Source organism: Leifsonia williamsii, assembly GCF_030433685.1.
In the GTDB taxonomy this organism is placed as follows: domain Bacteria; phylum Actinomycetota; class Actinomycetes; order Actinomycetales; family Microbacteriaceae; genus Leifsonia; species Leifsonia williamsii.
In genome coordinates this window covers 2,153,578-2,175,506 of record NZ_JAROCF010000001.1, presented here as the reverse complement: position 1 = coordinate 2,175,506, position 21,929 = coordinate 2,153,578, and the positions used below count along the sequence as shown (strand labels likewise).

The following is a 21,929-nucleotide window of genomic DNA, read 5'->3' as shown; positions in this document are numbered from 1 at the left end:
CGCCGTCGGCGCAGGATCGACGGCCCTACGCCTGCGCGGAAGAACAGGGCGTAGACCCTCCGACTCCGAACCGACAGGCACACTTTTGACTTTCTCCGAACTCGACATCGACCAGGACATGGTGGACGCGCTGGCGTCCAAGGGCATCACAGAGCCGTTCCCCATCCAGACCCAGACCATCCCGCTCGCGCTCACCGGCCAGGACATCATCGGCCAGGCGAAGACCGGCACCGGCAAGACCCTCGGCTTCGGCCTCCCGCTCATCCAGCGCCTCGGCCCCGACCCCGAGCCCGGCGTGCAGGCGCTCGTCGTCGTGCCGACCCGCGAGCTCGCCATCCAGGTGTTCGAGGACCTCGAACAGGCCGCCTCCAACCGGCCGACCTCGATCGCGGCCATCTACGGCGGTAAGGCGTACGAGGGCCAGATCGCCCAGCTCAAGGCCGGCGCCCAGATCGTCGTCGGCACCCCCGGCCGTCTGCTCGACCTCGCCGGCCAGCGCCTGCTGAACCTCGGCAACGTGCGCGAGATGGTGCTCGATGAGGCCGACAAGATGCTCGACCTCGGCTTCCTCGCCGACATCGAGAAGCTGTTCGCGCAGACGCCGGCCACCCGGCACACCATGCTGTTCTCGGCGACCATGCCCGGCCCGATCGTGGCCCTGGCCCGCCGCTTCATGACCCGGCCCATCCACATCCGCGCCTCGGACCCCGACGAGGGCCAGATCCAGGCGAACATCAAGCACGTCGTCTACCGCGCGCACTCGCTCGACAAGGACGAGGTCATCTCCCGCATCCTGCAGGCGGAGGGCCGCGGCAAGACCGTCATCTTCACCCGCACCAAGCGCGCGGCGGCCAAGCTGATGGAGGAGCTCAACGACCGCGGCTTCAACGCGGCGGCCGTGCACGGCGACCTCAACCAGGAGCAGCGCGAGCGCGCGATGGCGGCCTTCAAGGCCGGCAAGAAGGACATCCTGATCGCCACCGACGTGGCAGCGCGCGGCATCGACGTCGACGACGTCACCCACGTGATCAACCACACCATCCCCGACGACGAGAAGACCTACCTGCACCGCGCCGGCCGCACCGGCCGCGCCGGCAAGACCGGCATCGCGGTCACCTTCGTCGACTGGGAGGACCTGCACAAGTGGGCCCTCATCAACAAGGCGCTCGACTTCGGCCAGCCGGAGCCGACCGAGACGTACTCCTCGTCGCCGCACCTGTACACCGACCTCGACATCCCCCAGGGCGTGCGCGGGCGGCTCAAGCCGACCCCGAGCGTGAAGGCGGAGGGAGGCTCCCGCGAGGGCGGCCGCCGCAGCTCCACCGGGCCGCGTGAGGGCCGGGCGGAGGGCCGCTCCGAGGGACGCTCCGAAGGCCAGGCCGCGGCCGAGGGCGACGAGGGTTCGTCCAGCAGCCGCCGGCGTCGTCGTCGCCGTAGCGGCGGGTCGGGCGAGGGCACCCCCGCCTCCACCTCCGCCGAGGGCACCACCGCTCCCGCCGAGGGCGGCGAGCAGCCGACCGCGACGGGCACCCACGACGGCGGCGGCGCGCAGCACCGCGACGGTAACAGCGCACCGCGGCGTCGTCGGCGCCGCTCGCGCGGCGGCGCAGGCGCGGGCACCGGTGCGCCGGCCGCCCCGGCGAGCTGAGCGCGCCCCGGCTGACACCGCACCATGACATGACGAGGGCCCGGCGGCGACGCCGGGCCCTCGTGCTGCCCGCGCCCGTTCACGCGCCCGCAGCCGCGGCGATCAGTACCAGTTGTGCCCGGTGCCACGACAGGGCAGCGCACGGCGAACCGTACCGGCCGGCGATGTAGGTGAGCCCCCTCGATCTCTGGGTGGCCGCATTGGTGCGCCAGTCGGCTCCCGCGGACGCCATCTTGCTGCCCGGCAGCGCCTGCGGGATGCCATAGGCGCCGCTGGAGGTGTTGTACGCGTCGGCGCGCCAGCTCGACTCCTTGGTCCACAGCCGGATGAGGCAGCCCATCTGGTCGCCGCCCCAGCCGTACGCGCCGATGCGGCTCGCGGCATAGGCCTGAGCTCCGGCCGGGTCGACGACGACGCCGGGCGGTGGAGGGGCGGTGCTGTCGGCGCCGCCGCCGCGTTCGCGGCCTCCTCCTGCTCCTGCTGCTGCTGCTGCTGCTGTTGCTGCTGCCGCTCCTGCTCCTCCCGCGCGAGGCGCGCCGCCTCCTCGCGGGCCTTGCGCAGCGCCTCACCCTGCGCGTACGCCCGCTCGACCGACGCCTCGGTGTTCTTGAGCGTCGCGAGCTGGGCGTAGAGCGTGTCGGCGCGCGTCCGCTGCTCGGCGACCGACGCGTCGGCGGCCTCCTTCGCGGCGTCGGCCTGCGCCGAGGCCTGCTGCGCCTCCTGCGCCAGCCGGTCGCGCTCCTTCTGCGCCGCGGCGGCCTGGTCGCTGAGCGAGGCGGCGAGGTTCTTCTGCGCGGTCGCACGGGAGAACAGCGAGCTGGAGCGGTCGGCCAGCTTCGAGACCGCGCCCAGCTGGTAGAGCAGGCCGTCGGAGGAGGCGGTGCTGCCGCTGAGGAAGAGCCGCAGCGAGACGTCGGACGCGCCCGACCGGGTGAGCTGGGCGGCGAGCCGGCCGCTCTGCGCCTTCAGCTCCTCCGCCTCCTGCTTCGCCCGGTCCGCCTGCTGCGCCAGGCCGGTCGCCTTCTCCGTCGCCGTGGCGAGCGCGGTCTGCGCCGCACCGAAGGCGGCGGCCCTCTTCACGGCGAGGTCGCCGGCGGCGGCTGCGGCGGTCTGGAGCTGCGCCAGGAGGCCGTTGATCCGATCCACCTGGGTCTGCGCGGCGGCGGCGTTCGACTTCGCGGCCTGGACCTCGTCCCACGAGGGGTCGTCCGCGCGCGCGGGCGCACCCGCCGACCCAGGGCGGCGGTGAGCGCGGCCGTCGCGACGGCAGCCGCGGCGGCGGTCCAGAGTCGTCTCACCCGTCCAGGCTAGGGCAGGCCCGTCGAGGTCCTGGGAGGCTGCGGGGCCGGTCGCCCGCCCGCTCAATACCAGTTGGGGTCGTGGCTCATCTCGAACGCCCACGCCGCGCACGGCGACCCGTACGCCCGGTCGATGTAGTCGAGCCCCCAGTTCACCTGCGTGTTCTGGTTGGTCATCCAGTCGGCGCCGGCGCTCGCCATCTTGCTGGCCGGGAGGGACTGCGGGATGCCGTACGCGCCGCTCGACGTGTTGTACGCGTCCGCGCGCCAGCCCGACTCGTGGTTCCACAGCTTGATCAGGCAGCCCATCTGGTCCTGCCCCCAGCCGAAGGCCGCAAGCCTGCTGGAGGCGTACGCCTGCGCTCCCGCCGGGTCGACGACCATGCCGGGCGGCGGGGCGAACCCGTCGGCGCCGCCTCCCGAGTTGGCCGCCTCCGCTGCGGCCTGCGCGGCCGCGACACCGGCCGCGTACTGCTGCTCCACCGACGTGGCCGTGTTCTTGAGCGAGGCCAGCTGCGCGTACAGCGTGTTGGCGTGCTTCTTCTGGTCGGCGAGCTGGGTGTCCGCGGCCTTCTTGGCGGCGTTCGCGGCGGCGAGGGCGGTCTTCGCGTCCTCCGCCAGCTTGTCGCGCACCTTCTCGGCCTCCGCCGCCTGGGCGCTGAGGGAGGCCGCGGTGTTCTTCTGCGCGTTCGCCTGCGCGTACAGAGTGCTGGCCTGGTCGGCCAGCTTCGAGACGGCGCCGAGCTGGTAGAGCAGCGAGTCCGAGCGCTTGGCGTCGGGGCTGAGGAGGAGCTGCAGCGACACGGAGGAGCTGTCGGCGCGGGTGAGCTGCTCCGCGAGCCTGCCGCTCTGCTGCTTCAGCGCGTCCGCCTTCGCGGTCGCCTCCTGCGCCTCCTGCGCGAGGTCGGCGGACTTCTCGCTCGCGGCCTGCAGCGCGGCCTCCGCCTTCCCGTACTCGCCGAGCCGCTTCACCGCGAGGTCGCCCGCCGCGTTGGCCGCCGACTGGAGGCCCTGCAGCAGCCCGTTGATCCGGTCCACCTCGCCCTGCGCCGCCGCCGCGTTCGCCTTCGCGGCCTGCACCTCGTCCCAGGAGGGGTAGCCGTCCGCCAGTGCGGGGGCGGCGCCTCCCGCGATCGTCAGGACGGCGGCCAGGACGACCGCGGCCGCCGTTGCTCGCCCGTTGCGTGTCACCCGTTCAGGCTAGGGGCAGGTCGTCAGGAGGCGTAGAAAGGCGCCGCGCCTGTCGCTTCTTCGATCATCCGGTCGACGACGGCGGGGTCGGTCGTGTTCTCGCCCAGCCGGTTCGGCTTGCCGGCGCCGTGGTAGTCGCTGGAGCCCGTGACCGCGAGGCCGAACTCCTTGGCCAGCTCGCGGAGGCGCTGCTTGCCGTCCTCGAGGTTCTCGCGGTGGTCGATCTCGAGGCCGAACAGTCCGGCGTCGACCAGGCGCTTGAGCCGGTCGCGCGGGATCACCCGGCCGCGGCCTCCCGTCGCCGGATGGGCCAGCACCGGGATGCCGCCCGCCTCGCGGATCAGCCGCACGCCCGTCAGAGGTTCGGGGGCGTAGTGCGGCTGGAAGTAGCCGCTGCGCCAGTGCAGGATGCCCGCGAAGGCGGCGCTGCGGTCGCTCGCGAGGCCGCGGGCGACGAGGGCGTCGGCGATGTGCGGGCGGCCGACGGTGGCGCCCTCGGTGGCCTGCGCCATGACGTCGGCCCAGGTGATGTCGTAGTCCTCGGCGATGCGGCGGACCATGTCCTCCGCGCGCCGCATGCGGCCGTCGCGGATGCGCTGCGTCTCGGCGACCAGGGCCGGGTTCGTCGGGTCGAAGAGGTAGCCGAGCATGTGGACGCTCGCGAACTCGATGCGGGTGCTCAGCTCCATCGCCGGGATGACGGTGACCCCGCTCTCGCGGCCCGCCTCTGCGGCCTCCGCCCACCCGGCCGTGGAGTCGTGGTCGGTGAGGGCGACGGTGCCCAGCCCCGCGGCGGCGGCGGAACGCACCAGCTCGCCGGGGGTCTCGGTGCCGTCCGACACGCTCGAGTGCGTGTGCAGGTCGACGGGACCCCGGAACCGTCGCTTCTCCACCATGCTCACCATCCTAGGAGTGGGAGAATGGTCGCCATGTCGTCGTCGCAGTCGTCCACTCCGTCCACCGCGCCCGCCGAGGGCGCCGCCGCCGCCGACGAGGCCGCGGCGCTCACCCCCGACAGCACCCCGATCGAGCCGGAGGCGGCGCCGCGCGCGACCGCGAACCGCTCGACCACGCCGGGCTCCGACCGCTTCAAGGAGTACATCGGCAGCGGCTGGGCCGACCGCGAGGAGCCGCTGCCCGCGCCGCGCGAGCAGGCCGCCTATGCCGCCTCCCGCCGGGCCCGCGTCTCCGAGCTGTTCCCGGGCAAGCGCCTGATCATCCCGGCGGGGCGGCTCAAGCAGCGCTCCAACGACACCGACTACGTCTTCCGCGCGCACTCGGCGTTCACCCACCTGACGGGCTGGGGCTCCGACTCCGAGCCGGGCAGCGTGCTGGTCATGGAGCCGACCGCCGCCGGGCACGAGGCCACCCTCTACTTCCGGGAGCGCGCCGGCCGCGACTCCGACGAGTTCTACGCCAACCCCGAGATCGGCGAGTTCTGGATCGGGCCGCGCCCGTCGCTCGCCCAGGTCGCCGCCGACCTCGACCTCCCGACCCGCGGCATCGCCGAGGTCGGCGCGCTGCTCGACGAGGCCGACGGCGAGACCGTCGTGCTGCGGGAGGCCGACCCCGGGCTCACCGATCGGGTCGACGCCGCCCGCATGGTGCTCTGGGACGACACCGACGGCGACCGCGACCCCGAGGACCACTCCGAGGACGACCGGCTCGCCCGTGATCTGTCCGAGCTGCGCCTGGTCAAGGACGAGTACGAGATCGGCCAGCTGCGCGCCGCCGTCGCGGCCACCGCGCGCGGCTTCGACGACGTGATCGCCGACCTCCCCCGCATCACCGTGCACCCGCGCGGCGAGCGGCTCGTGGAGGGCGTCTTCAACGGGCGCGCCCGTGCCGACGGCAATGCGGTCGGCTACGACACGATCGCGGCGAGCGGGCCGCACGCCTGCATCCTGCAGGACGCGCAACGACGGCCCCGTGGTGCCCGGCGACCTGATCCTGCTCGACGCAGGCGTGGAGGTGGACAGCTACTACACGGCCGACATCACGCGCACCTTCCCGATCGGCGGCACGTTCACCGAGACGCAGCGGCTGGTCTACGAGACGGTGCGGGAGGCGGCCGATGCGGCCTTCGCGATCGTCCGGCCCGGCATCCGGTTCCGCGAGATCCACGCGACCGCGATGGCCGTCATCGCGCGGCGCACGGCCGAGTGGGGTCTGCTGCCCGTCTCCGCCGAGGAGGCGCTGGAGGCGGACAACCAGCACCACCGCCGCTACATGGTCCACGGCACCAGCCACCACCTCGGCCTCGACGTGCACGACTGCGCGCAGGCCCGCCGCGAGCTCTACCTCGACGGCGTGCTGGAGCCGGGCATGACCTTCACGATCGAGCCCGGCCTGTACTTCCAGCCCGACGACCTGACCGTGCCCGAGCGGTTCCGCGGCATCGGCGTGCGGATCGAGGACAACATCCTCGTCACCGAGGACGGCGCCGAGAACCTCTCGATCGCGATCCCGCGCACGGCGGACGACGTGGAGGCGTGGGTGCAGCGCCTCAGCGCCCGTTAGAAGGCGACCGCTGAGAGCCGGTCCCGCCGGCGAACGCAGAGGGGTCCCGACACGCAGCGCCCGCGCAGGGCGAGCGGCGTGTCGGGACCCCTTCTGTCGTTGTCGCGCTAGGCGAGGGGCGCCGGGGGCTGCTGGCCCGACGGCGGGGTCGTGGGAGGCTCGGGAGCCGTCGGCGGCTGCGGCTGGACGGGCGGCTGCGGCTGCACCGGCGGCTGCGGCGCGGCGGGCGGCGCGGGCGGCGGGTCGCTCGGGTGCTGCGGCTGCGGCGGCAGGCCGGCGGCCGGCCCGACCGGCTCCTGCGCTCCCCCGTCTCCTCCCCCGCCCGCGAGCAGGTTGCGCGCCCGGTTCACGAGGTCGGAGTCGACGAGCACCGAGTAGCTGGTCGCGATGACCTGCATGACCGAGGTGTAGTCGCGGCGCCGGCGGTTGATGGCGTAGGAGGCGATGCCGAACAGCATGCCGAAGCCCGCGCCGATCAGCACAGCGGCGAGCACGAACGCGAGGCTGACGGTCGGCGAGAAGATGATCAGCAGGAGCCCGAAGAAGATGCCGAGCCAGGCGCCGGACGCGGCGCCCGCCAGGGCCACGCGGCCCCAGGTGAGCTTGCCGGTGACGCGCTCGACGCTCTTCAGGTCGCTTCCGACGATCGAGACCTTGTCGACCGGGAAGTCGGCGCGGGCGAGCAGGTCGACCGCCTGCTGCGCCTCGGGGTAGGTCTCGAACGTGGCGACGACCTCCCCTCGCGGCAGGGTCGGGAAGAGGACTCGGTTGCGGCCGCCCATGGGGCTGGGTGTCGTCATGCCGCCATCATCCCATTGTCAGGGCCCCTGCGGCGGGAAGGGCTTAGGTTATTACACGTGAGCCCGAGCAGAATCTTCGTCGCCCGGCTGGCCGGGACAAGCGTGTTCGACCCGGTCGGAGACCGGGTCGGTCGCGTGCGCGACGTGCTCGTGGTGTACCGCAAGAACGATCCGCCGAGCGTCGTCGGGCTCGTGGTCGAGATCCCGGGCAAGCGCAGGGTGTTCCTCTCGATCGGCCGCGTGACCAGCATCTCCAGCGGGCAGATCATCACCAACGGGCTGATCAACGTGCGCCGGTTCGAGCAGCGCGGCGGCGAGGTGCGCGTGATCGCCGAGCTGCTGGGCCGCCGGGTCGTCTTCGCGGACGGCAGCGGCGAGGCGACGGTGGAGGATGTGGCGATCGAGGAGTCGCCGACCGGCGAGTGGGCGGTCAGCCAGCTGTTCGTGCGCCGGCCGAAGGTGGGTCCGTCCCCGTTCGGCAAGGGTCCGACGACCCTCGTGGCCTGGAACGAGGTGCGCGAGAAGCAGGAGCGCGGTGCCGCGCAGTCGGCCGAGCAGCTGATCGCGACGTACTCCGAGCTGAAGCCCGCCGACCTCGCCAACACGCTGCTCGACCTCCCGCCACAGCGCATGCTCGAGGTGGCGGAGGAGCTCCCCGACGATCGGCTCGCCGACGTGCTCGAGGAGATGCCGGAGAGCGAGCAGGTGCAGATCCTCACCAAGCTCGACGACGACCGCGCCGCCGACGTGCTCGACCAGATGCAGCCCGACGACGCCGCCGACCTGATCGCGCAGCTGTCGGACGAGCGCGGTGAGCACCTCCTGGAGCTGATGGAGCCCGAGGAGGCGGAGGACGTCCGCATGCTCCTCACCTACGCCCCCGACACCGCAGGCGGCCTGATGACGACCGAGCCGATCATCGTCTCGGCTGACGCCACGGTCGCCGAAGGTCTCGCGCTCATCCGCCGGCACGAGCTGGCGCCCGCCCTGGGCGCGGCCGTCTGCGTGACCCTTCCGCCGTACGAGGCGCCGACCGGCCGGTTCCTCGGCATCGTGCACTTCCAGCGGATGCTGCGCTACCCGCCGCACGTGCGCCTCGGCACCCTGCTCGACCCCAGCCTGGAGCCGGTCACCGCCGACACGTCCGCGGCCGAGGTCTCTCGCATCCTGGCCAGCTACAACCTCGTCTCGGTCCCGGTCGTGGACGAGAAGCACCGGCTCGTCGGGGTGGTGACCATCGACGACATCCTCGACTATCTGCTCCCGGACGACTGGCGGAGTCAAGACGAAGACGAACCCGTGAAACGCGGCCCGTCCGACGAGACCGGCAGCATCCGCATCGTGAACGGAAGGAGGGGCGGAAGTGGCACGAGGTAGGGACGACGCGCGGCTGGACGCCCCCAAGGGGCTGCGGACGCCGGTGCTCGGCCGGCGCGGCCCCGAGCAGAGCGACCGGTTCGGCCGGTTCACCGAGTGGATCGCGCGCGCCATGGGCACGCCGTGGTTCGTGCTCGGGCTGACGGTCTTCGTGCTGGCGTGGATGCTGTGGAACACGCTCCTGCCGGAGTCGTGGCGGTTCGACTCCGCCGGCCTGGGCTTCATCGCCCTCACACTGGTGCTGTCGCTGCAGGCGTCGTACGCGGCGCCGCTCATCCTGCTCGCCCAGAACCGGCAGGACGACCGCGACCGCGTGCAGATCGAGCAGGACCGGCAGCGCGCCGAGCGCAACCTCGCCGACACCGAGTACCTCGCCCGCGAGGTGGTAGCGCTGCGGCTGGCGGTGAAGGACATGGCGACCAAGGACTTCATCCGCGCCGAGCTGCGCGCGCTGCTCGAAGACCTCGAGGAGCGCGAGGGCGAGGGCGGGCAGGCCCGTGCCTGACGTGGAGGGCGTGGAGGCCGCTCCGCTGCGCACCGCGGTCGAGCGCGCGCTCGGAGCCGTGCTCGACCCCGAGATCCGCAAGCCGATCGTGGAGCTCGACATGGTCTCCGGCGTGGAGGTGTCGGCCGATGGTCACGCGACCGTCGGCGTCAAGCTCACCATCGTCGGCTGCCCGGCGGCCGACGCGATCGAGCGCGACGTGCACGCCGCTGCCGCGAGCGTGCCCGGCGTCACCGGCGTGACCGTCGACGTCGGCGTGATGACCCCGGCCGAGCGGAAGGCGCTCACCGAGCGGCTGCGCGGCGGCCGCGCCTCCCGGGGCCCGCAGTTCGGCCCGGATTCGCTGACCCGCGTGTATGCGGTCACCAGTGGCAAGGGCGGCGTCGGCAAGTCGACGCTGACCGCCAACCTCGCCGTCGCGCTGGCTGAGCGCGGGCTGCGGGTCGGGATCGTGGACGCGGATGTGCACGGCTTCTCGATCCCCGGCGTGCTCGGCCTCACCGACGAGCACGGCGTCGCACCGCGGCCGACCCGGGTGGACGACATGATCCTGCCGCCGGTGGCGTACGGCGTGAAGGTCGTCTCCATCGGCATGTTCGTCGACTCCGCCTCCGCGGCGGTCGCCTGGCGCGGGCCGATGCTGCACCGGACGATCCAGCAGTTCCTGACCGACGTGTTCTTCGGCGACCTCGACGTGCTGCTGCTCGACCTTCCGCCCGGGACCGGCGACATCGCCATCTCGGTCGGCCAGCTGCTCCCCGGCGCGGAGGTGCTGGTCGTCACCACGCCGCAGCCCGCCGCCGCCGACGTGGCCGAGCGCAGCGGCGTCGTCGCGAGGCAGACCGGCCAGAAGGTCGTCGGCGTCATCGAGAACATGGCGGGCCTCCCCCAGCCCGACGGCACGGTGCTCGACCTGTTCGGCAGCGGCGGCGGCGCCGAGGTGGCGCGCCGGCTGTCGGCCGGGCAGGACGAGGAGGTGCCGCTGCTGGCCTCCGTGCCGCTCAGCATCGCGCTGCGCGCGGGCGGGGACGCGGGCGCCCCGATCGTCGTCACCGACCCGGCCGACCCGGCCGCCGTCGCGATCCGCGCGGTCGCCGAGCGCCTCGCGACGCGCTCGCGCGGCCTCTCCGGCCGCAAGCTCGGCCTCTCCGTCCGCTGAACCGCTAGCCGCTAGGCGCTAGCCGCTCGTGGCTAGCGGGGCTCGACGATGCGGGCGAGGAGCTCGATCAGGAGGCGCTCGGTGACCGGGCGCGGGAGCGCCTCGATCAGCGCGAGCAGGGGCGCCTGCTCCGGCGGGAGCCCGCCGTCGCCGTCGCGTCCGGCGAGGCCGAGCGCCCCGAGCAGCTCGGCGGCGGTGTCGGAGTCGAGGCCGGCGGGCGGGAGGCTCGCGGCGCCCGGGAGCTGCGCCAGCACCGCCTCCGCGTCGACCGGGGGCACGCCGCGCGCCTCGTCCGCCGAGGCCCGGAGCGCCGCCTCCAATTCGTCCAACCGCGACCCCGTCACCGGTGTGACCGTGAGGTGCGTGGTGTGCGGCAGCCGCGTGCCGTCGGGCTGCGCGAGCCCGGGCTGCAGCTGCAGGTGCCAGCCGCGCCGCCGCACGCGGTCCGCCCAGTGATGCGGGTCCACCCGGCGCTCCGGCGGCACCGCGTCATCGGAGGCGATGGCGAGCAGCGGACCGGTCGGTGCGCCGAGCACGCGCAGGCCCTCGATGTCGGCCACCAGGTCGGCGAGCGCCCGCGTCGAGCGGCGGCACGACTCCGCCAGCTCGGCGAAGCCGCGTGCGCCGAGCGCCTGCACGATCGCCCAGGAGGCCGCGAGCGAGCCCGCGGACTTCGAACCGAGCAGCGTCGGGTTGACAACCGGGTAGCCCGGCCAGCCGGTCGTCGCGAAGTACTGCCGCCGCTGGCGGTCGCGGCCGCGCTGCAGGAGCACGCTCGCCCCCTTGGGCGCGTAGCCGTACTTGTGGAGGTCGGCGGAGACGCTCGTCACTCCCGGCACCCGGAAGTCCCAGGCCGGCAGCGCACCGCCGTCATCCGCCCGCCATAACGGCAGGATCCAGCCGCCGATGCAGCCGTCGACGTGCAGGGCGACGCCGGCCTCCTCGCACGCGGCGGCCACCTCCTCCACCGGGTCGAGCGTGCCGAAGGGGTAGGACGGCGCCGACACGACCGTGAGCGCCACGTCGGATCCCAGCCGCTCGACCAGCCGCTCCGGGTCGAGACGCCCGGTCGCCGGGTCGACGGGCACGAGGTCCAGCTCCAGGTCGAAGTACTCTGCGGCCTTGTGGAACGCGGCGTGCACCGTGATCGGGGCCAGGATGCGCGGACGGACCGCCTCGGCCTCGCCGCGCGCCGCAGCCTCCGCCCGCCACGCGTCGCGCGCGGTCTTGACGGCGAGCAGGCACGACTCCGTCCCACCCGAGGTGACCGAGCCCACCACGTCGTCGCCGCCGTGCAGCAGCTCGCGCGCGAAGCCCACCACCTCCCGCTCCATCACGGCCACCGAGGTGAACGTCGTCGGGTCGAGTCCGTTGACCGGCTGCACCAGCCGCATCGCCTCCGTGGCCAGCTCGTCGATCGCGGGCACGCCGGAGTCGTACACGTAGCTCAGCACCCGGCCGCCGTGGGTCGGGGCGTCGGCCGAGCGGAGCGCCGCCAGCCGCGCGAGGATCGCCTGCGCGTCAAACGAGACCATCGATGTCCTCCCTGCGGAGCCGGTAGCGGGCGAGCGGCACGAGGCTGAGAGCGACGATCGCGGCCGGGATGACGCTGAACGCGACGACGATGCCCGCGACCGCGCTGCCGGGCTGCGTCGCTCCGGCCACGACCACGGACGGGTCGGCGCTGCGCTCGACGTATCCGGTGATGGCGAGCGCGAGGGCGAAGGCGGCCGTCCCGAGCGCCATGCCCGTCGTCTCCCCCGCGGTCCACATGCCGCCGAACGTCCCGGCGCGATCGCCCCCGCCGCTGCGCGCGTCGTGCGAGATCACGTCCGGGAGCATGGCCATCGGGAGGGACTGCATCCCCGCATACGCCGCTCCCGCCACCGCGACCGGCAGATACAGCCAGGCGCCGGGCGCCCACAGCAGGCCGATCATCGAGAGCGCGGCCAGCGCGAACAGAGCGGAGGCGATCCGGAAGCCGCGCTCCTTGCCGACGCGCCGCGCCACAACGCCCCACAGCGGTGTCACCACCAGTGCCGGTGCGATGAGGGCGAGGAACAGCAGTGTCACCGCGTCCTCCGAGTGGAGCACCCAGGTCGCCACGTAGTTCGCGCCCGCCAGCATCATCCCCGTCGCGAGGCCCTGCAGCAGGAAGGCCGACAGCAGCGCCCGGAACGGCCGGCTCTCGCGCAGCACGCGCACACCCGCGGCGTAGTTCGCACGCAGCGTCACCAGCGCGCTTTCCCGCGGTGGAAGAGCGCCGGCGGGCAGTCCGCGCGGCGCGACCGTGCTGGACACCAGCATCCCGGCGCCGATGACCACGGCGGCGACGAGCGCCATGAGCGCGTACCCGCCGAAGGTGCTTCCGCCGCCGAGCGACCGCAGCGCCGGCCCTCCCGCTCCGAACAGCAGGATCGCGAAGGTCAGCACCACCACGCGCCAGGTCAGCAGCCGGGTGCGCTCGTCGTAGCCGGCGGCCAGCTCGGCCGGCAATGCGATGTACGGCACCTGGAACAGGCTGAAAGCGGTCGCGGTCAGCACGAAGGCGACCAGCACCCACAGCGCCGCCACCACCCACGGCGTTCCCGGGGGCACGAGGAACGTGAGCAGGAAGAACACCGGCAACGCCGCCGCCCCGAGCACCATCGCCGGCCGACGCGACCCGCGCGCCGCGAGCATGCGGTCGCTGCGGGCGCCGATGACGGGGTCGATGACGACGTCCCACACCTTGGCGACCACGACGACCGCACCCGCGGCGAGGGCGGGGACTCCCAGCGTGTTGGTCAGGTAGTAGACGAGCACCAGGCCCGGCAGCGTGGCGAAGCCGCCCGTGCCGAGCGAGCCGACGGCGTACCGCGCGACGGTCGCCCGATCGAGCGACGGCTCCGTTGCGATCATGTCCGCAGCGTAGTGGATGCCGCGGCGGCGGCGGAGGAACGCCCCGGCCGAGCTGGCAGGTCGACGGCGAGCGGTCAGGTCGACTCGCTGTCGAAGGGGGGAACCGCCCCCGCCTGCAGCGTCCTGGCCGCGCGCTGCGCGTACGCCGACTGCGTCACCGGCTTGATCGAGCTGGCAGGAGCCGGTGAGTCCTCGAGCAGCGCCTCGCGGATGATCCGGCGCGGGTCGTACTGCCGGGGGTCGAGCTTCTTCCAGTCGACCTCGTCGAACTCGGGGCCCATCTCCTCGCGCATCCGGCTCTTGGCGCCGTTGGCGAAGTCGCGCAGGGAGCGGACGAGACCGCCCAGCTTGGCCGCGTACGTGGGCAGGCGCTCGGGACCGATGACGAACGCGGCGATCACCGCCACGATGAGCAGTTTGTCGAAGGTCAGGCCGAACACATGTCGAGGATATCCGCCCGGCGCTGCACGGATGCTGGAACCGCGCACCGTATCCTGGGGAGGGAGTGAGGGAGCGCTGTGTCTGAGAAGGACTCGAACTGGAGATTCGCCGACGACGTGATCGTCGAGAGCGAGGTGATCCTGCGGGCCCGTCAGCAGTCGCTGGAGCTCGGCATCGACCCGATCCCGCCGAGCACGGGCGCTCAGGCCGCCGTCGTGGTGGCCGCCACCGCCGCCGAGAACATCGTCGAGATCGGCACCGGAGTCGGCGTCTCCGGCCTGTGGCTGCTCACGGGCAGCCCGGAGGCGCAGCTGACCTCCATCGATGTGGAGGTGGAGCACCAGCAGCACGCGCGGGCGTTCTTCACCGAGGCGGGCGCGCCGTCGAACCGCGTCCGGCTGATCCCCGGCCGCGCGCTCGACGTGCTACCACGCATGAACGAGAACTCCTACGACATCGTCTTCGTCGACGCCGATCCGCAGTCGGTGATCGAGTACGTCGAGCACGGACTCCGCCTGGTGCGCCCGGGCGGCACGGTGCTCGTCGCCCGCGCGCTGTGGCGGGGCCGCGTCGCCGACCCGGCCGCGCGCGACGAGATCGCGACCGGCTTCCGGACCCTGATCACCGAGACCGCGGCCTCCGGCGCCGTCATCAGCGCCCTCTCCCCCGCCGGCGACGGCCTGCTCCAGATCACGAAGCTCACCCCGTAGCCGTGCGCCCGGCAGCCGCCGAGCAGAGAAGCCGCCCAGTACGCGAAGAATGCGCGGAATCGTCGTGATTCCGCGCATTCTTCGTGTACTCGACGGCTGCGCAAGCCGGTGGACGCCTCGCTAGGAGGCGCTCACCACACTCGCGAGCGCATCGTGGAGTTCTTTGGCTTCCGCGTCGTTGACGGAGACGACGAGACGTCCCCCACCCTCGAGCGGCACACGCACGATGATGAGCCGTCCCTCCTTCACAGCCTCCATCGGCCCGTCCCCGGTCCTCGGCTTCATGGCCGCCATGCAGCTCCCCTTTCGTGGATGTCCTCCTATTATCCGACATCCGGCACGGCGTGTGGAAATTCGGCGTCGGCGGAATCCGCCGGGCCACTGCCGAACCGGCCGGTCGGGTATCGGTGGAGGGCCGATCACGGCGGCGACCAGTCGGCCCCGTCCACCCCCCAGCAGATGGCGATCCAGCCCACCTGGAGGGCGAGGAACAGCACGACCATCCCCACCCGGTACCAACGGTTGCGCGGCAGCGCGACCGCTCCGAGCAGCGGGAACAGCGGCATCAGCAGCCGGAACGTGCTCGACTGCGGGAAGAACACGGCGAACAGGTAGAGGGAGTACGCGGCGACCCAGAACCGGATGTCCGGCCCCAGCCGCTTCACCGCCGGTGAGAACAGCAGCACGGCGTAGATCGCCACGAGCAGCACCAGCGCGATCACGCCGATCCACCCCGGCACGCCCAGCATCACGGTCGCCCACCAGTCGGCGCCCTGGAACCAGGAGGCGAACGGCACCAGGTGCGTGTACCCGATGTACGGCGCGCGCCACGCCAGCTCGGTGTCGGTGTACGCCGTCCACGATCCCGTCGCGACGGCGGCGATGGCCGGCCAGGCGAGGCCGGCGAGCCCGCTGAACACGGTGAGCCCGACGCTGAGAACGCGCTCGCGCACGGGGAACGGCTCGACGCCGCGTCGCACCCGCAGCCAGCGGTAGACCACGTGCATCGCGAGCGCGAGAGCGAACGCGAGCCCGCTCGGCCGCGTGAACGCCATCGCGAGCACCACCGGGAACAGCACGACGTACCGCCGCTCGACCAGGAGCAGCAGGGAGGTCGCGAGCAGCAGCAGATACAGCGCCTCCGCGTACGCCACCTGGAACAGCGGCGACACCGGCGACACGCAGAACAGCGCGACCGCGAACAGGGAGGTGGAGGCCGGGAGCCCGACCCGCAGCATCAGCCGGTAGAACACGAGCGCGGCCCCCGCGGCGCAGGCCAGCGACACCAGCACGGCAGCCGGCGACCACGGCAGCCGGGTGAGGAACATCACCGCGTCGACCACCGCCGGATACCCGGGCATGAACGCCCACGCGTTCTCGCCGACATGCACGCCGTCGGTGTACGGCAGCACCGACGGGTAGCCGGAGACCGCGACGATGTTGTACCAGAGGCCGTCCCAGATGGTGGCGTACGAGAAGTAGTCCGGCTTCGGCCCTGTCCACGGGTTCTGCCCCTGGTTCGCGGCGAAGATCAGCAGGATGACGGTCGTCGCCACCCGGCTCGCGGCGAAGACCGCGAGCACGCGGACCCACCACAGCCTCCACCAGGGCGCCCGGAGCTCGGTCGCGGGCGCGCCGGCGTCAGTGCTCGCGGGAACCGGTGAGCCAGGCACGGAGACCCGCCTCGACGGCGACGATCTGCTCGACGTCGACCCGCTCGTCGTCGGCGTGCGCCTTGAGCGGGTCGCCGGGGCCGTAGTTGACGGCGGGGATGCCGAGCGCGCTGAACCGGGCGACGTCGGTCCAGCCGTACTTCGGCTTCGCGACGCCGCCGACCGCGGCGACGAACTCCTGGGCGAGCGGCGCGTCGAGGCCCGGCCGGGCGCCGTCGGCGCGGTCGACCACCGTGATCTCGTAGTCGCCGAACAGCTCGCGCATGTGCTCGATCGCCTCCTCCGAGCTGCGGGAGGGCGCGAACCGGTAGTTGATGTGCACCATCGCCTCGTCGGGGATGATGTTGCCCGCGACCCCGCCGGAGATGCCGACGGCGTTCAGGCCCTCCTTGTAGACGAGACCGTCGACCTCCACCTCGCGCGCCTGGTACGCGGCCAGGGTGTCGAGGATCCGCGCGACCTTGTGGATGGCGTTCTCCCCCACCCAGCCGCGGGCCGAGTGGGCGCGCTTGCCGTAGGCACGCACCTCCACGCGCAGGTTGCCGTTGCAGCCGCCCTCGACCACGCCGTTGCTGGGCTCGCCGAGGATGGCGAAGTCGCCGGTGAACAGGTCGGGCCGGTTGCGGGCGAGCCGGTTGAGGCCGTTCAGCTCGGCGTTGACCTCCTCGTGGTCGTACCACATCCACGTGACGTCGATCGCCGGGTTCGTGAGCTCGGCGGCGAGCTTGAGCTGCACCGCGACGCCCGCCTTCATGTCGACGGTTCCGCGGCCCCACAGGTAGCGGACGCCGCCGTCGGTCTCGTAGCGCGTCGGCAGGTTGTCGTTGAGTGGGACGGTGTCGATGTGCCCGGCGATCAGCGCACGGCGCTCCCGGCCGAGGTTCGTGCGCGCGACGATCGTGTCGCCGTCGCGGATGATCTCGAGGTGGCCGAGGCCCTCCAGCGCCTCCACGATCGCGTCGGCGAGCGGGCGCTCGTTGCCGGACACCGACTCGATGTCGCAGAGCTGGCGGGTCAGGTCGATGGAGGAGGCGGTGAGGTCGAGAGGCACGCTACTAATCTAGAGGGATGCCTTCCGCCGTTCCCTCCGAATCCGCCGCGCCCCGAACCGGATCGGCGGCCGGCTCCTCCGCCGACTCCGCCGTGCGCTCCGCCTGGGGGTACGGCCTCGCGACGATCGCCGCTGACGGCACCGTGCTCGACACCTGGTTCCCGGAGCCGCGGCTCGGCCGCATCCCGGACGGACGCGACCCCTGGATCGCCCCGGCGGAGCTGGAGGAGCTCGCCACCGAGGACCGCCGCCGCAACGTACGCGTCGACATCGTGACCGTGCAGATCGACCTGGACGCGCCTCCCGCCTCCACCTCCGACGCGTACCTGCGCCTGCACCTGCTCTCGCACCTGCTCGTGCAGCCGAACACCCTGAACCTCGACGGCATCTTCGCCCACCTGCCGATCGTCGCGTGGACGAACGCCGGCCCGGTGCTCCCCGCCGACCTCGACCGGCTGCGGCCGTCGCTGCAGCGGGCGGGCATCCACGTCACCGGCATCGACAAGTTCCCGCGGCTGCTCGACTACGTCACGCCCGAGCGCGTCCGCATCGCCGACGCCTCGCGCGTACGGCTCGGTGCGCACCTCGCCCCCGGCACGACCGTGATGCACGAGGGCTTCGTCAACTACAACGCCGGCACGCTCGGCGCCTCGATGGTCGAGGGCCGCATCTCGCAGGGCGTCGTCGTCGGCGACGGCTCCGACATCGGCGGCGGCGCCTCCATCATGGGCACCCTCTCGGGAGGCGGCACGCACCGCGTCGCGATCGGCGAGCGGTCTCTGCTCGGCGCCAACTCCGGCATCGGCATCTCGATCGGCGACGACTCGATCGTGGAGGCGGGCCTCTACGTCACCGCCGGGACGAAGGTCGTGCTCGCCGACGCCGCCCCCACCGCCGACGGGCGCCCGCAGACGGTGAAGGCGGCCGAGCTCTCCGGCGTCGCCGGGCTGCTGTTCCGCCGCAACTCGCTGACCGGCGCTGTCGAGGTGCTGCGCCGCGCCGGCCAGGGCGTCGAGCTCAACGCCGCTCTGCACGCGTAGCCGCGCGGCCCGACGGCCCGCCCTCACACCATCGTCAGCACCGACCCCGGCTCGCTCAGGATGCGCCCGATGTCGGCGATGAGGCGCGCCGCCTGCTCGCCGTCCACGATCCGGTGGTCGAACGACAGCGCGAGCGTGACGACCTGGCGCAGCGCGATGCCGCCGTCGTGCTCCCACGGCTGACGGCGGACGGCCCCGAGCGCGAGGATGGCGGCCTCCCCCGGCGTCAGGATGGGCGTGCCCGCGTCGACGCCGAACACACCGACGTTCGTGATCGTGATGGTGCCGCCGCTCAGCTCGGCGGGCGGAGTCCGTCCGGCCCGTGCGGTCTCGGCGAGGCTGCGGATCGCGCCGGCGAGGTCGGCGAGGTCGCGTGCGTGCGCGTCGCGGATCACCGGGACGAGGAGTCCGCGCGGCGTCGCCGCCGCGATCCCGAGGTGCACGTCGTCGAACTCGACGATCTCCTGCGCGGCGTCGTCCCAGCGGGCGTTGGCCGCCGGGGTCCGTCGCAGGGCGAGGCAGAGCGCCTTCGCGACCACGGCCAGCAGCCCGGGGCGGGCATCGGCGAGGTCGGGACGGGCGCGCAGCCGCTCCAGCAGCTCCATCGTCGGCGTCACGTCGACGGTCAGGAACACGGTGGCCTGCGGCGCGGTGAAGGCGCTGCGCACCATCGCGTCGGCGGTCGCCTTGCGTACGCCCTTGATCGGGATGCGGCGCTCGCGGCCGGTGGTGGCCGGCGTCGCCTCCGCCGCCGCCGCCGTCGGCCCGGCCTGAGCCGCGCCTCCCGCAGCCTCCACGTCGTGTCGCGTGATGAGCCCGCGGTCACCGGTGCCGGCGATGCTCACCAGGTCGACGCCCAGCTCGCGCGCGAGCTTGCGCACCGGCGGCGTCGCACGCGGCCGCTCCGCCACGGCCGTCGCCGCCGCGGGCGCGGCGGGCGCCGCAGCGGGGTCCCGACGCGCCGTCTCGTGGATGTCCGACACGGCGTGTCGGGACCCCGCTGTCGCGGGCTCGGGGTGGGCCTTCACGGGCTCGGGGTGGGCGGCCGCGGGCTCGGGGTGGGCGGTCGCGGGCACGGACGTGGCGGGCGCCGCCAGCCCGGGCCGCGGGCGGCGCGCGGCCGCCGCCGGACGCGTCGGGCCGCGCGCCGTACCCGACGAGGGTCGGCTCCGGAGCCTCCTCGAGGTCCCCCACCTCGATCGCGACGAGCGGCTCCCCCACCGCGACCGTCACTCCGGGCTCCACGTACAGGCGCGACACGCGGCCGTCATAGGGCGCGGGGAGCTCGACGAGGGCCTTCGCCGTCTCCACCTCCGCGATGATCTGGTTGAGCTTCACGCTGTCGCCCACGGCGACGCGCCAGCTCACGAGCTCCGACTCGGTCAGCCCCTCGCCGAGGTCGGGCAGGGCGAAGTCCTTGACCGGCATCAGTCCTCCACCCCCGTCAGCGAGTTCGGCCGGTCCATCGCACGGTCGATGCCGTCGAGGATGCGGTCGAGGTCGGGCAGGTGCGCCGACTCCAGGCGCGCGGGCGGATACGGGATGTCGTGCCCGGTGACCCGCACCGGCGCGTGCTCCAGGTGGTAGAAGCAGCGCTCGGTGATGGAGGCCGAGATCTCGGCCCCGAGCCCGCCCGACAGCGCCGCCTCGTGCGTGACCACCAGCCGCCCGGTCTTGCGGACGGATGCGGCGACCGTGTCGAGGTCGAGCGGCGAGAGGGAGCGCAGGTCGATGACCTCCACCGAGACGCCGTCGTCCTCCGCGGCCGTCGCGGCGTCCTTGGCGAGCTGCACCAGTCCTCCGTACGTCACGAGCGTGAGGTCGGAGCCGGTCGACAGCACTCGAGCGGTGCCCATCGGGCGCGCGTCGGCGAGCGGAGCCTCCTCGTCCACCTCGCCCTTGGCGTGATACCGCCGCTTCGGCTCGAAGTAGAGCACCGGGTCGTCGGAGGCGATGGCCTGCTGGATGAGCGTGTACGCCTCCTGCGGGTCAGACGGGCTGACCACGCGGAGCCCGGCGGCGTGCGCGAAGTAGGCCTCGGGCGAGTCGGAGTGGTGCTCCGCCGCCCCGATGCCGCCGGCGAAGGGCACGCGGATCGTGATGGGCATCCGCACCGCGCCCTGCGTCCGGTAGTGCATGCGCGCCACCTGGTTCACGATCTGGTCGAACGCCGGGTAGATGAAGCCGTCGAACTGGATCTCGACCACCGGCCGGTAGCCGCGGTACGCCATCCCGACCGCGGTGCCGAGGATGCCCGACTCCGCCAGTGGCGAATCCATCACGCGGCGCGGGCCGAACTCGGTCTGCAGGCCGTCGGTCACGCGGAACACGCCGCCGAGGGTGCCGATGTCCTCGCCCATGAGCACGACGTGGTCGTCGTCGGCGAGGGCCTTGCGGAGTCCTACGTTGATCGCCTTTGCCATCGTGAGCGCGGTCATCGGTCGCCTCCCGAGACGAAGGTACGCAGGTAGCGGGAGTAGTGGTCGCGCTCGCGGACGAGTCCGGAGTGCGGTTCGGCATAGACGTGGTCGAAGACGGTGAGCGGGTCCGGGTCCTCGAGCTGGACGATGCCCGCGCGCATCTCGGCGGCGACGCGGTCGGCCTTGGCGGCGATGGCCGCACGCGCCTCCTCGGTGAGCACGCCGTCGGCGACGAGCCGCGCCTCCACCCGGGCCAGCGGGTCGCGGCCGGCCCACTCGTCCAGCTCGGCGGGGTCGCGGTAGCGCGACGGATCGTCGGCGGTGGTGTGCGGACCCATGCGGTAGGTGACGGCCTCGATGAAGGTGGGGCCGCCTCCCGAACGCGCCCGGTCGAGGGCCGCACGGGTCACGGCCATCACCGCGAGGACGTCGTTGCCGTCGACGCGCACGCTCGGCACGCCGAAGCCCGGCGCGCGCTCGGCGATCGGGCGCTGCGCCTGCAGGGCGACCGGCTCGGAGATCGCGTACTGGTTGTTCTGGCAGAAGAAGATGACGGGCGCCGAGTAGGTCGCGGCGAAGATCAGGGCCTCGCTGACGTCGCCCTCGCTGGTCGCTCCGTCGCCGAAGTAGGCGAGCGCGACCGCGTCGGTGCCGTCGGCCTGGATGCCGAGCGCGTACCCGGTCGCGTGGAGCGTCTGGGCGCCGATGATGACCTGCGGCGTCGCCATGTTGATGTCGTACGGGTTCCACCCGCTCTGCGCGACGCCGCGCCAGACGCGCAGCAGGTCGACGAGGCCGGCTCCGCGGCAGTAGGCGACGCCGTGCTCGCGGTAGCTGGAGAAGACGAAGTCGTCGGAGCGCAGCGCGCGTCCGGAGCCGATCTGGGCGGCCTCCTGGCCGAGCAGCGGCGGCCACAGCCCCAGCTCGCCCTGGCGCTGCAGGGCGGTCGCCTCGGCGTCGATGCGGCGGATGACGACCATGTCGTCGTAGAGGGCGAGCAGCTGGTCCGAGCCGATGTCGGAGATCCAGGCGTCGAAGCGGACGTCGCTCAGCCGCTCCCCCGCAGGGCTCAACAGCTGCACGGTGTCGGTCATGGCCATCGTGTCGGCCCCGGCGGGCAGGCGCACGTCGTCCATCCGGGTGTCGGGCTGATTGTCGATCGTCACGGTTCACGCAACCTTCACTCTCTGCCCGG

At 73.0% G+C, this 21,929-nt stretch carries 21 protein-coding genes and 2 pseudogenes; 9 read left to right on the top strand and 14 right to left on the bottom strand.

Going from position 1 to position 21,929, the window contains the following annotated elements; all coding sequences use genetic code 11:
• Nucleotides 1–85 precede the first annotated feature (85 nt).
• On the top strand, nt 86–1,648 hold the full coding sequence (locus P5G50_RS10215) for a DEAD/DEAH box helicase (RefSeq protein ID WP_301230590.1): 1,563 nt from the start codon (nt 86–88) through the stop codon (nt 1,646–1,648).
• A gap of 79 nt (nt 1,649–1,727) precedes the next feature.
• Here P5G50_RS10215 and P5G50_RS18680 read toward each other — a convergent pair whose 3' ends face one another.
• On the bottom strand, nt 1,728–1,988 hold the full coding sequence (locus tag P5G50_RS18680) for an aggregation-promoting factor C-terminal-like domain-containing protein (RefSeq protein ID WP_488192645.1): 261 nt from the start codon (nt 1,986–1,988) through the stop codon (nt 1,728–1,730).
• Nucleotides 1,989–2,282: 294 nt separating this feature from the next.
• On the opposite strand from P5G50_RS18680, the gene P5G50_RS18675 reads away from it, so the two are divergent.
• Together P5G50_RS18675 and P5G50_RS18670 are read left to right on the top strand one after the other, a co-directional pair.
• Complete coding sequence (locus tag P5G50_RS18675; protein ID WP_488192644.1) at nt 2,283–2,507, top strand: hypothetical protein; 225 nt, start codon at nt 2,283–2,285, stop codon at nt 2,505–2,507.
• A gap of 21 nt (nt 2,508–2,528) precedes the next feature.
• Complete coding sequence (locus P5G50_RS18670) at nt 2,529–2,897, top strand: hypothetical protein (RefSeq protein WP_488192643.1); 369 nt, start codon at nt 2,529–2,531, stop codon at nt 2,895–2,897.
• A 112-nt stretch (nt 2,898–3,009) separates the two neighbouring features.
• Here the strand turns inward: P5G50_RS18670 and P5G50_RS10205 are convergent, their stop codons facing one another.
• The 3 genes from P5G50_RS10205 to P5G50_RS10195 are packed head-to-tail and all read right to left on the bottom strand — an operon-like array spanning nt 3,010 to nt 5,239.
• Nucleotides 3,010–4,137: an aggregation-promoting factor C-terminal-like domain-containing protein gene (locus P5G50_RS10205; protein ID WP_301212933.1), complete on the bottom strand. Its 1,128-nt coding sequence runs from the start codon at nt 4,135–4,137 to the stop codon at nt 3,010–3,012.
• A 23-nt stretch (nt 4,138–4,160) separates the two neighbouring features.
• Nucleotides 4,161–5,033, bottom strand: a complete 873-nt coding sequence (locus tag P5G50_RS10200) for a PHP domain-containing protein (protein WP_301212932.1) — start codon at nt 5,031–5,033, stop codon at nt 4,161–4,163.
• Between the two features lie 2 nt (nt 5,034–5,035).
• On the bottom strand, nt 5,036–5,239 hold the full coding sequence (locus P5G50_RS10195; protein ID WP_301230655.1) for a hypothetical protein: 204 nt from the start codon (nt 5,237–5,239) through the stop codon (nt 5,036–5,038).
• Here P5G50_RS10195 and P5G50_RS10190 point away from each other — a divergent pair.
• Nucleotides 5,163–6,657, top strand: a pseudogene (locus tag P5G50_RS10190) (aminopeptidase P family protein). The gene P5G50_RS10195 and the pseudogene P5G50_RS10190 overlap by 77 nt on opposite strands.
• A gap of 107 nt (nt 6,658–6,764) precedes the next feature.
• On the opposite strand, the gene P5G50_RS10185 reads toward P5G50_RS10190, so the two are convergent.
• Nucleotides 6,765–7,457: a YflT domain-containing protein gene (locus P5G50_RS10185; protein ID WP_301212930.1), complete on the bottom strand. Its 693-nt coding sequence runs from the start codon at nt 7,455–7,457 to the stop codon at nt 6,765–6,767.
• 57 nt (nt 7,458–7,514) lie between these two features.
• On the opposite strand from P5G50_RS10185, the gene P5G50_RS10180 reads away from it, so the two are divergent.
• From P5G50_RS10180 to P5G50_RS10170, 3 genes are read left to right on the top strand one after another with little or no spacing between them, the layout of a single operon-like run.
• Nucleotides 7,515–8,834: a magnesium transporter MgtE N-terminal domain-containing protein gene (locus P5G50_RS10180; protein ID WP_301212928.1), complete on the top strand. Its 1,320-nt coding sequence runs from the start codon at nt 7,515–7,517 to the stop codon at nt 8,832–8,834.
• Nucleotides 8,821–9,339 carry a DUF1003 domain-containing protein gene (locus P5G50_RS10175; protein ID WP_301212926.1) on the top strand — a complete coding sequence of 173 codons (519 nt, stop codon included), beginning with the start codon at nt 8,821–8,823 and terminating at the stop codon, nt 9,337–9,339. Before P5G50_RS10180 ends, P5G50_RS10175 begins: the two co-directional genes overlap by 14 nt.
• Nucleotides 9,332–10,498: an Mrp/NBP35 family ATP-binding protein gene (locus P5G50_RS10170; RefSeq protein WP_301212925.1), complete on the top strand. Its 1,167-nt coding sequence runs from the start codon at nt 9,332–9,334 to the stop codon at nt 10,496–10,498. Before P5G50_RS10175 ends, P5G50_RS10170 begins: the two co-directional genes overlap by 8 nt.
• A gap of 32 nt (nt 10,499–10,530) precedes the next feature.
• Here P5G50_RS10170 and P5G50_RS10165 read toward each other — a convergent pair whose 3' ends face one another.
• From P5G50_RS10165 to P5G50_RS10155, 3 genes are all read right to left on the bottom strand, one after another.
• On the bottom strand, nt 10,531–12,033 hold the full coding sequence (locus P5G50_RS10165; protein ID WP_301212923.1) for a pyridoxal phosphate-dependent decarboxylase family protein: 1,503 nt from the start codon (nt 12,031–12,033) through the stop codon (nt 10,531–10,533).
• Nucleotides 12,020–13,399 (bottom strand): MFS transporter, encoded by a 1,380-nt coding sequence (locus tag P5G50_RS10160; protein ID WP_301212921.1) that lies wholly within the window; start codon nt 13,397–13,399, stop codon nt 12,020–12,022. The genes P5G50_RS10165 and P5G50_RS10160 overlap by 14 nt, the downstream gene beginning before the upstream one ends.
• 74 nt (nt 13,400–13,473) lie before the next feature.
• Nucleotides 13,474–13,839, bottom strand: coding sequence for a sec-independent translocase (locus tag P5G50_RS10155; protein WP_301212919.1), 366 nt, complete (start codon nt 13,837–13,839; stop codon nt 13,474–13,476).
• 78 nt (nt 13,840–13,917) lie between these two features.
• Here P5G50_RS10155 and P5G50_RS10150 point away from each other — a divergent pair, with 78 nt between their 5' ends.
• Complete coding sequence (locus P5G50_RS10150; protein ID WP_301212918.1) at nt 13,918–14,550, top strand: O-methyltransferase; 633 nt, start codon at nt 13,918–13,920, stop codon at nt 14,548–14,550.
• Between the two features lie 120 nt (nt 14,551–14,670).
• Here the strand turns inward: P5G50_RS10150 and P5G50_RS10145 are convergent, their stop codons facing one another.
• From P5G50_RS10145 to dapE, 3 genes are all read right to left on the bottom strand, one after another.
• Complete coding sequence (locus tag P5G50_RS10145) at nt 14,671–14,844, bottom strand: DUF3117 domain-containing protein (RefSeq protein ID WP_021764147.1); 174 nt, start codon at nt 14,842–14,844, stop codon at nt 14,671–14,673.
• Nucleotides 14,845–14,969: 125 nt separating this feature from the next.
• Entirely contained in the window at nt 14,970–16,223 is a 1,254-nt protein-coding gene (locus tag P5G50_RS10140; RefSeq protein WP_301212917.1) for a hypothetical protein, read from the bottom strand.
• A complete protein-coding gene (gene dapE, locus P5G50_RS10135; protein ID WP_301212916.1) occupies nt 16,192–17,274 on the bottom strand; it encodes a succinyl-diaminopimelate desuccinylase in 1,083 nt (360 codons plus the stop codon). The genes P5G50_RS10140 and dapE overlap by 32 nt, the downstream gene beginning before the upstream one ends.
• A 17-nt stretch (nt 17,275–17,291) precedes the next feature.
• Between dapE and dapD the strand changes: the two genes are divergently transcribed.
• Nucleotides 17,292–18,314, top strand: a complete 1,023-nt coding sequence (gene dapD, locus P5G50_RS10130; protein ID WP_301212915.1) for a 2,3,4,5-tetrahydropyridine-2,6-dicarboxylate N-succinyltransferase — start codon at nt 17,292–17,294, stop codon at nt 18,312–18,314.
• A 23-nt stretch (nt 18,315–18,337) separates the two neighbouring features.
• Here dapD and P5G50_RS10125 read toward each other — a convergent pair.
• From P5G50_RS10125 to pdhA, 3 genes and pseudogenes are all read right to left on the bottom strand, one after another.
• Nucleotides 18,338–19,742: pseudogene (locus P5G50_RS10125) on the bottom strand (dihydrolipoamide acetyltransferase family protein).
• A complete protein-coding gene (locus P5G50_RS10120) occupies nt 19,742–20,752 on the bottom strand; it encodes an alpha-ketoacid dehydrogenase subunit beta (RefSeq protein WP_301212525.1) in 1,011 nt (336 codons plus the stop codon). The pseudogene P5G50_RS10125 and the gene P5G50_RS10120 overlap by 1 nt, the downstream one beginning before the upstream one ends.
• On the bottom strand, nt 20,749–21,870 hold the full coding sequence (gene pdhA / locus P5G50_RS10115) for a pyruvate dehydrogenase (acetyl-transferring) E1 component subunit alpha (RefSeq protein ID WP_301212608.1): 1,122 nt from the start codon (nt 21,868–21,870) through the stop codon (nt 20,749–20,751). Before pdhA ends, P5G50_RS10120 begins: the two co-directional genes overlap by 4 nt.
• Nucleotides 21,871–21,929: the final 59 nt, after the last annotated feature.

Coding starts and splice junctions, on each gene's coding strand:
- P5G50_RS18680 (WP_488192645.1), bottom strand. CDS start 1,988: ATGGGCTGCCTCATCCGGCTGTGGACCAAGGAGTCGAGCTGGCGCGCC.
- P5G50_RS10200 (WP_301212932.1), bottom strand. CDS start 5,033: ATGGTGGAGAAGCGACGGTTCCGGGGTCCCGTCGACCTGCACACGCAC.
- P5G50_RS10195 (WP_301230655.1), bottom strand. CDS start 5,239: ATGTACTCCTTGAAGCGGTCGGAGCCCGGCGTGGTCGAGCGGTTCGCG.
- P5G50_RS10185 (WP_301212930.1), bottom strand. CDS start 7,457: ATGACGACACCCAGCCCCATGGGCGGCCGCAACCGAGTCCTCTTCCCG.
- P5G50_RS10165 (WP_301212923.1), bottom strand. CDS start 12,033: ATGGTCTCGTTTGACGCGCAGGCGATCCTCGCGCGGCTGGCGGCGCTC.
- P5G50_RS10160 (WP_301212921.1), bottom strand. CDS start 13,399: ATGATCGCAACGGAGCCGTCGCTCGATCGGGCGACCGTCGCGCGGTAC.
- P5G50_RS10145 (WP_021764147.1), bottom strand. CDS start 14,844: ATGGCGGCCATGAAGCCGAGGACCGGGGACGGGCCGATGGAGGCTGTG.
- dapD (WP_301212915.1), top strand. CDS start 17,292: ATGCCTTCCGCCGTTCCCTCCGAATCCGCCGCGCCCCGAACCGGATCG.
- P5G50_RS10120 (WP_301212525.1), bottom strand. CDS start 20,752: ATGACCGCGCTCACGATGGCAAAGGCGATCAACGTAGGACTCCGCAAG.
- pdhA (WP_301212608.1), bottom strand. CDS start 21,870: ATGGACGACGTGCGCCTGCCCGCCGGGGCCGACACGATGGCCATGACC.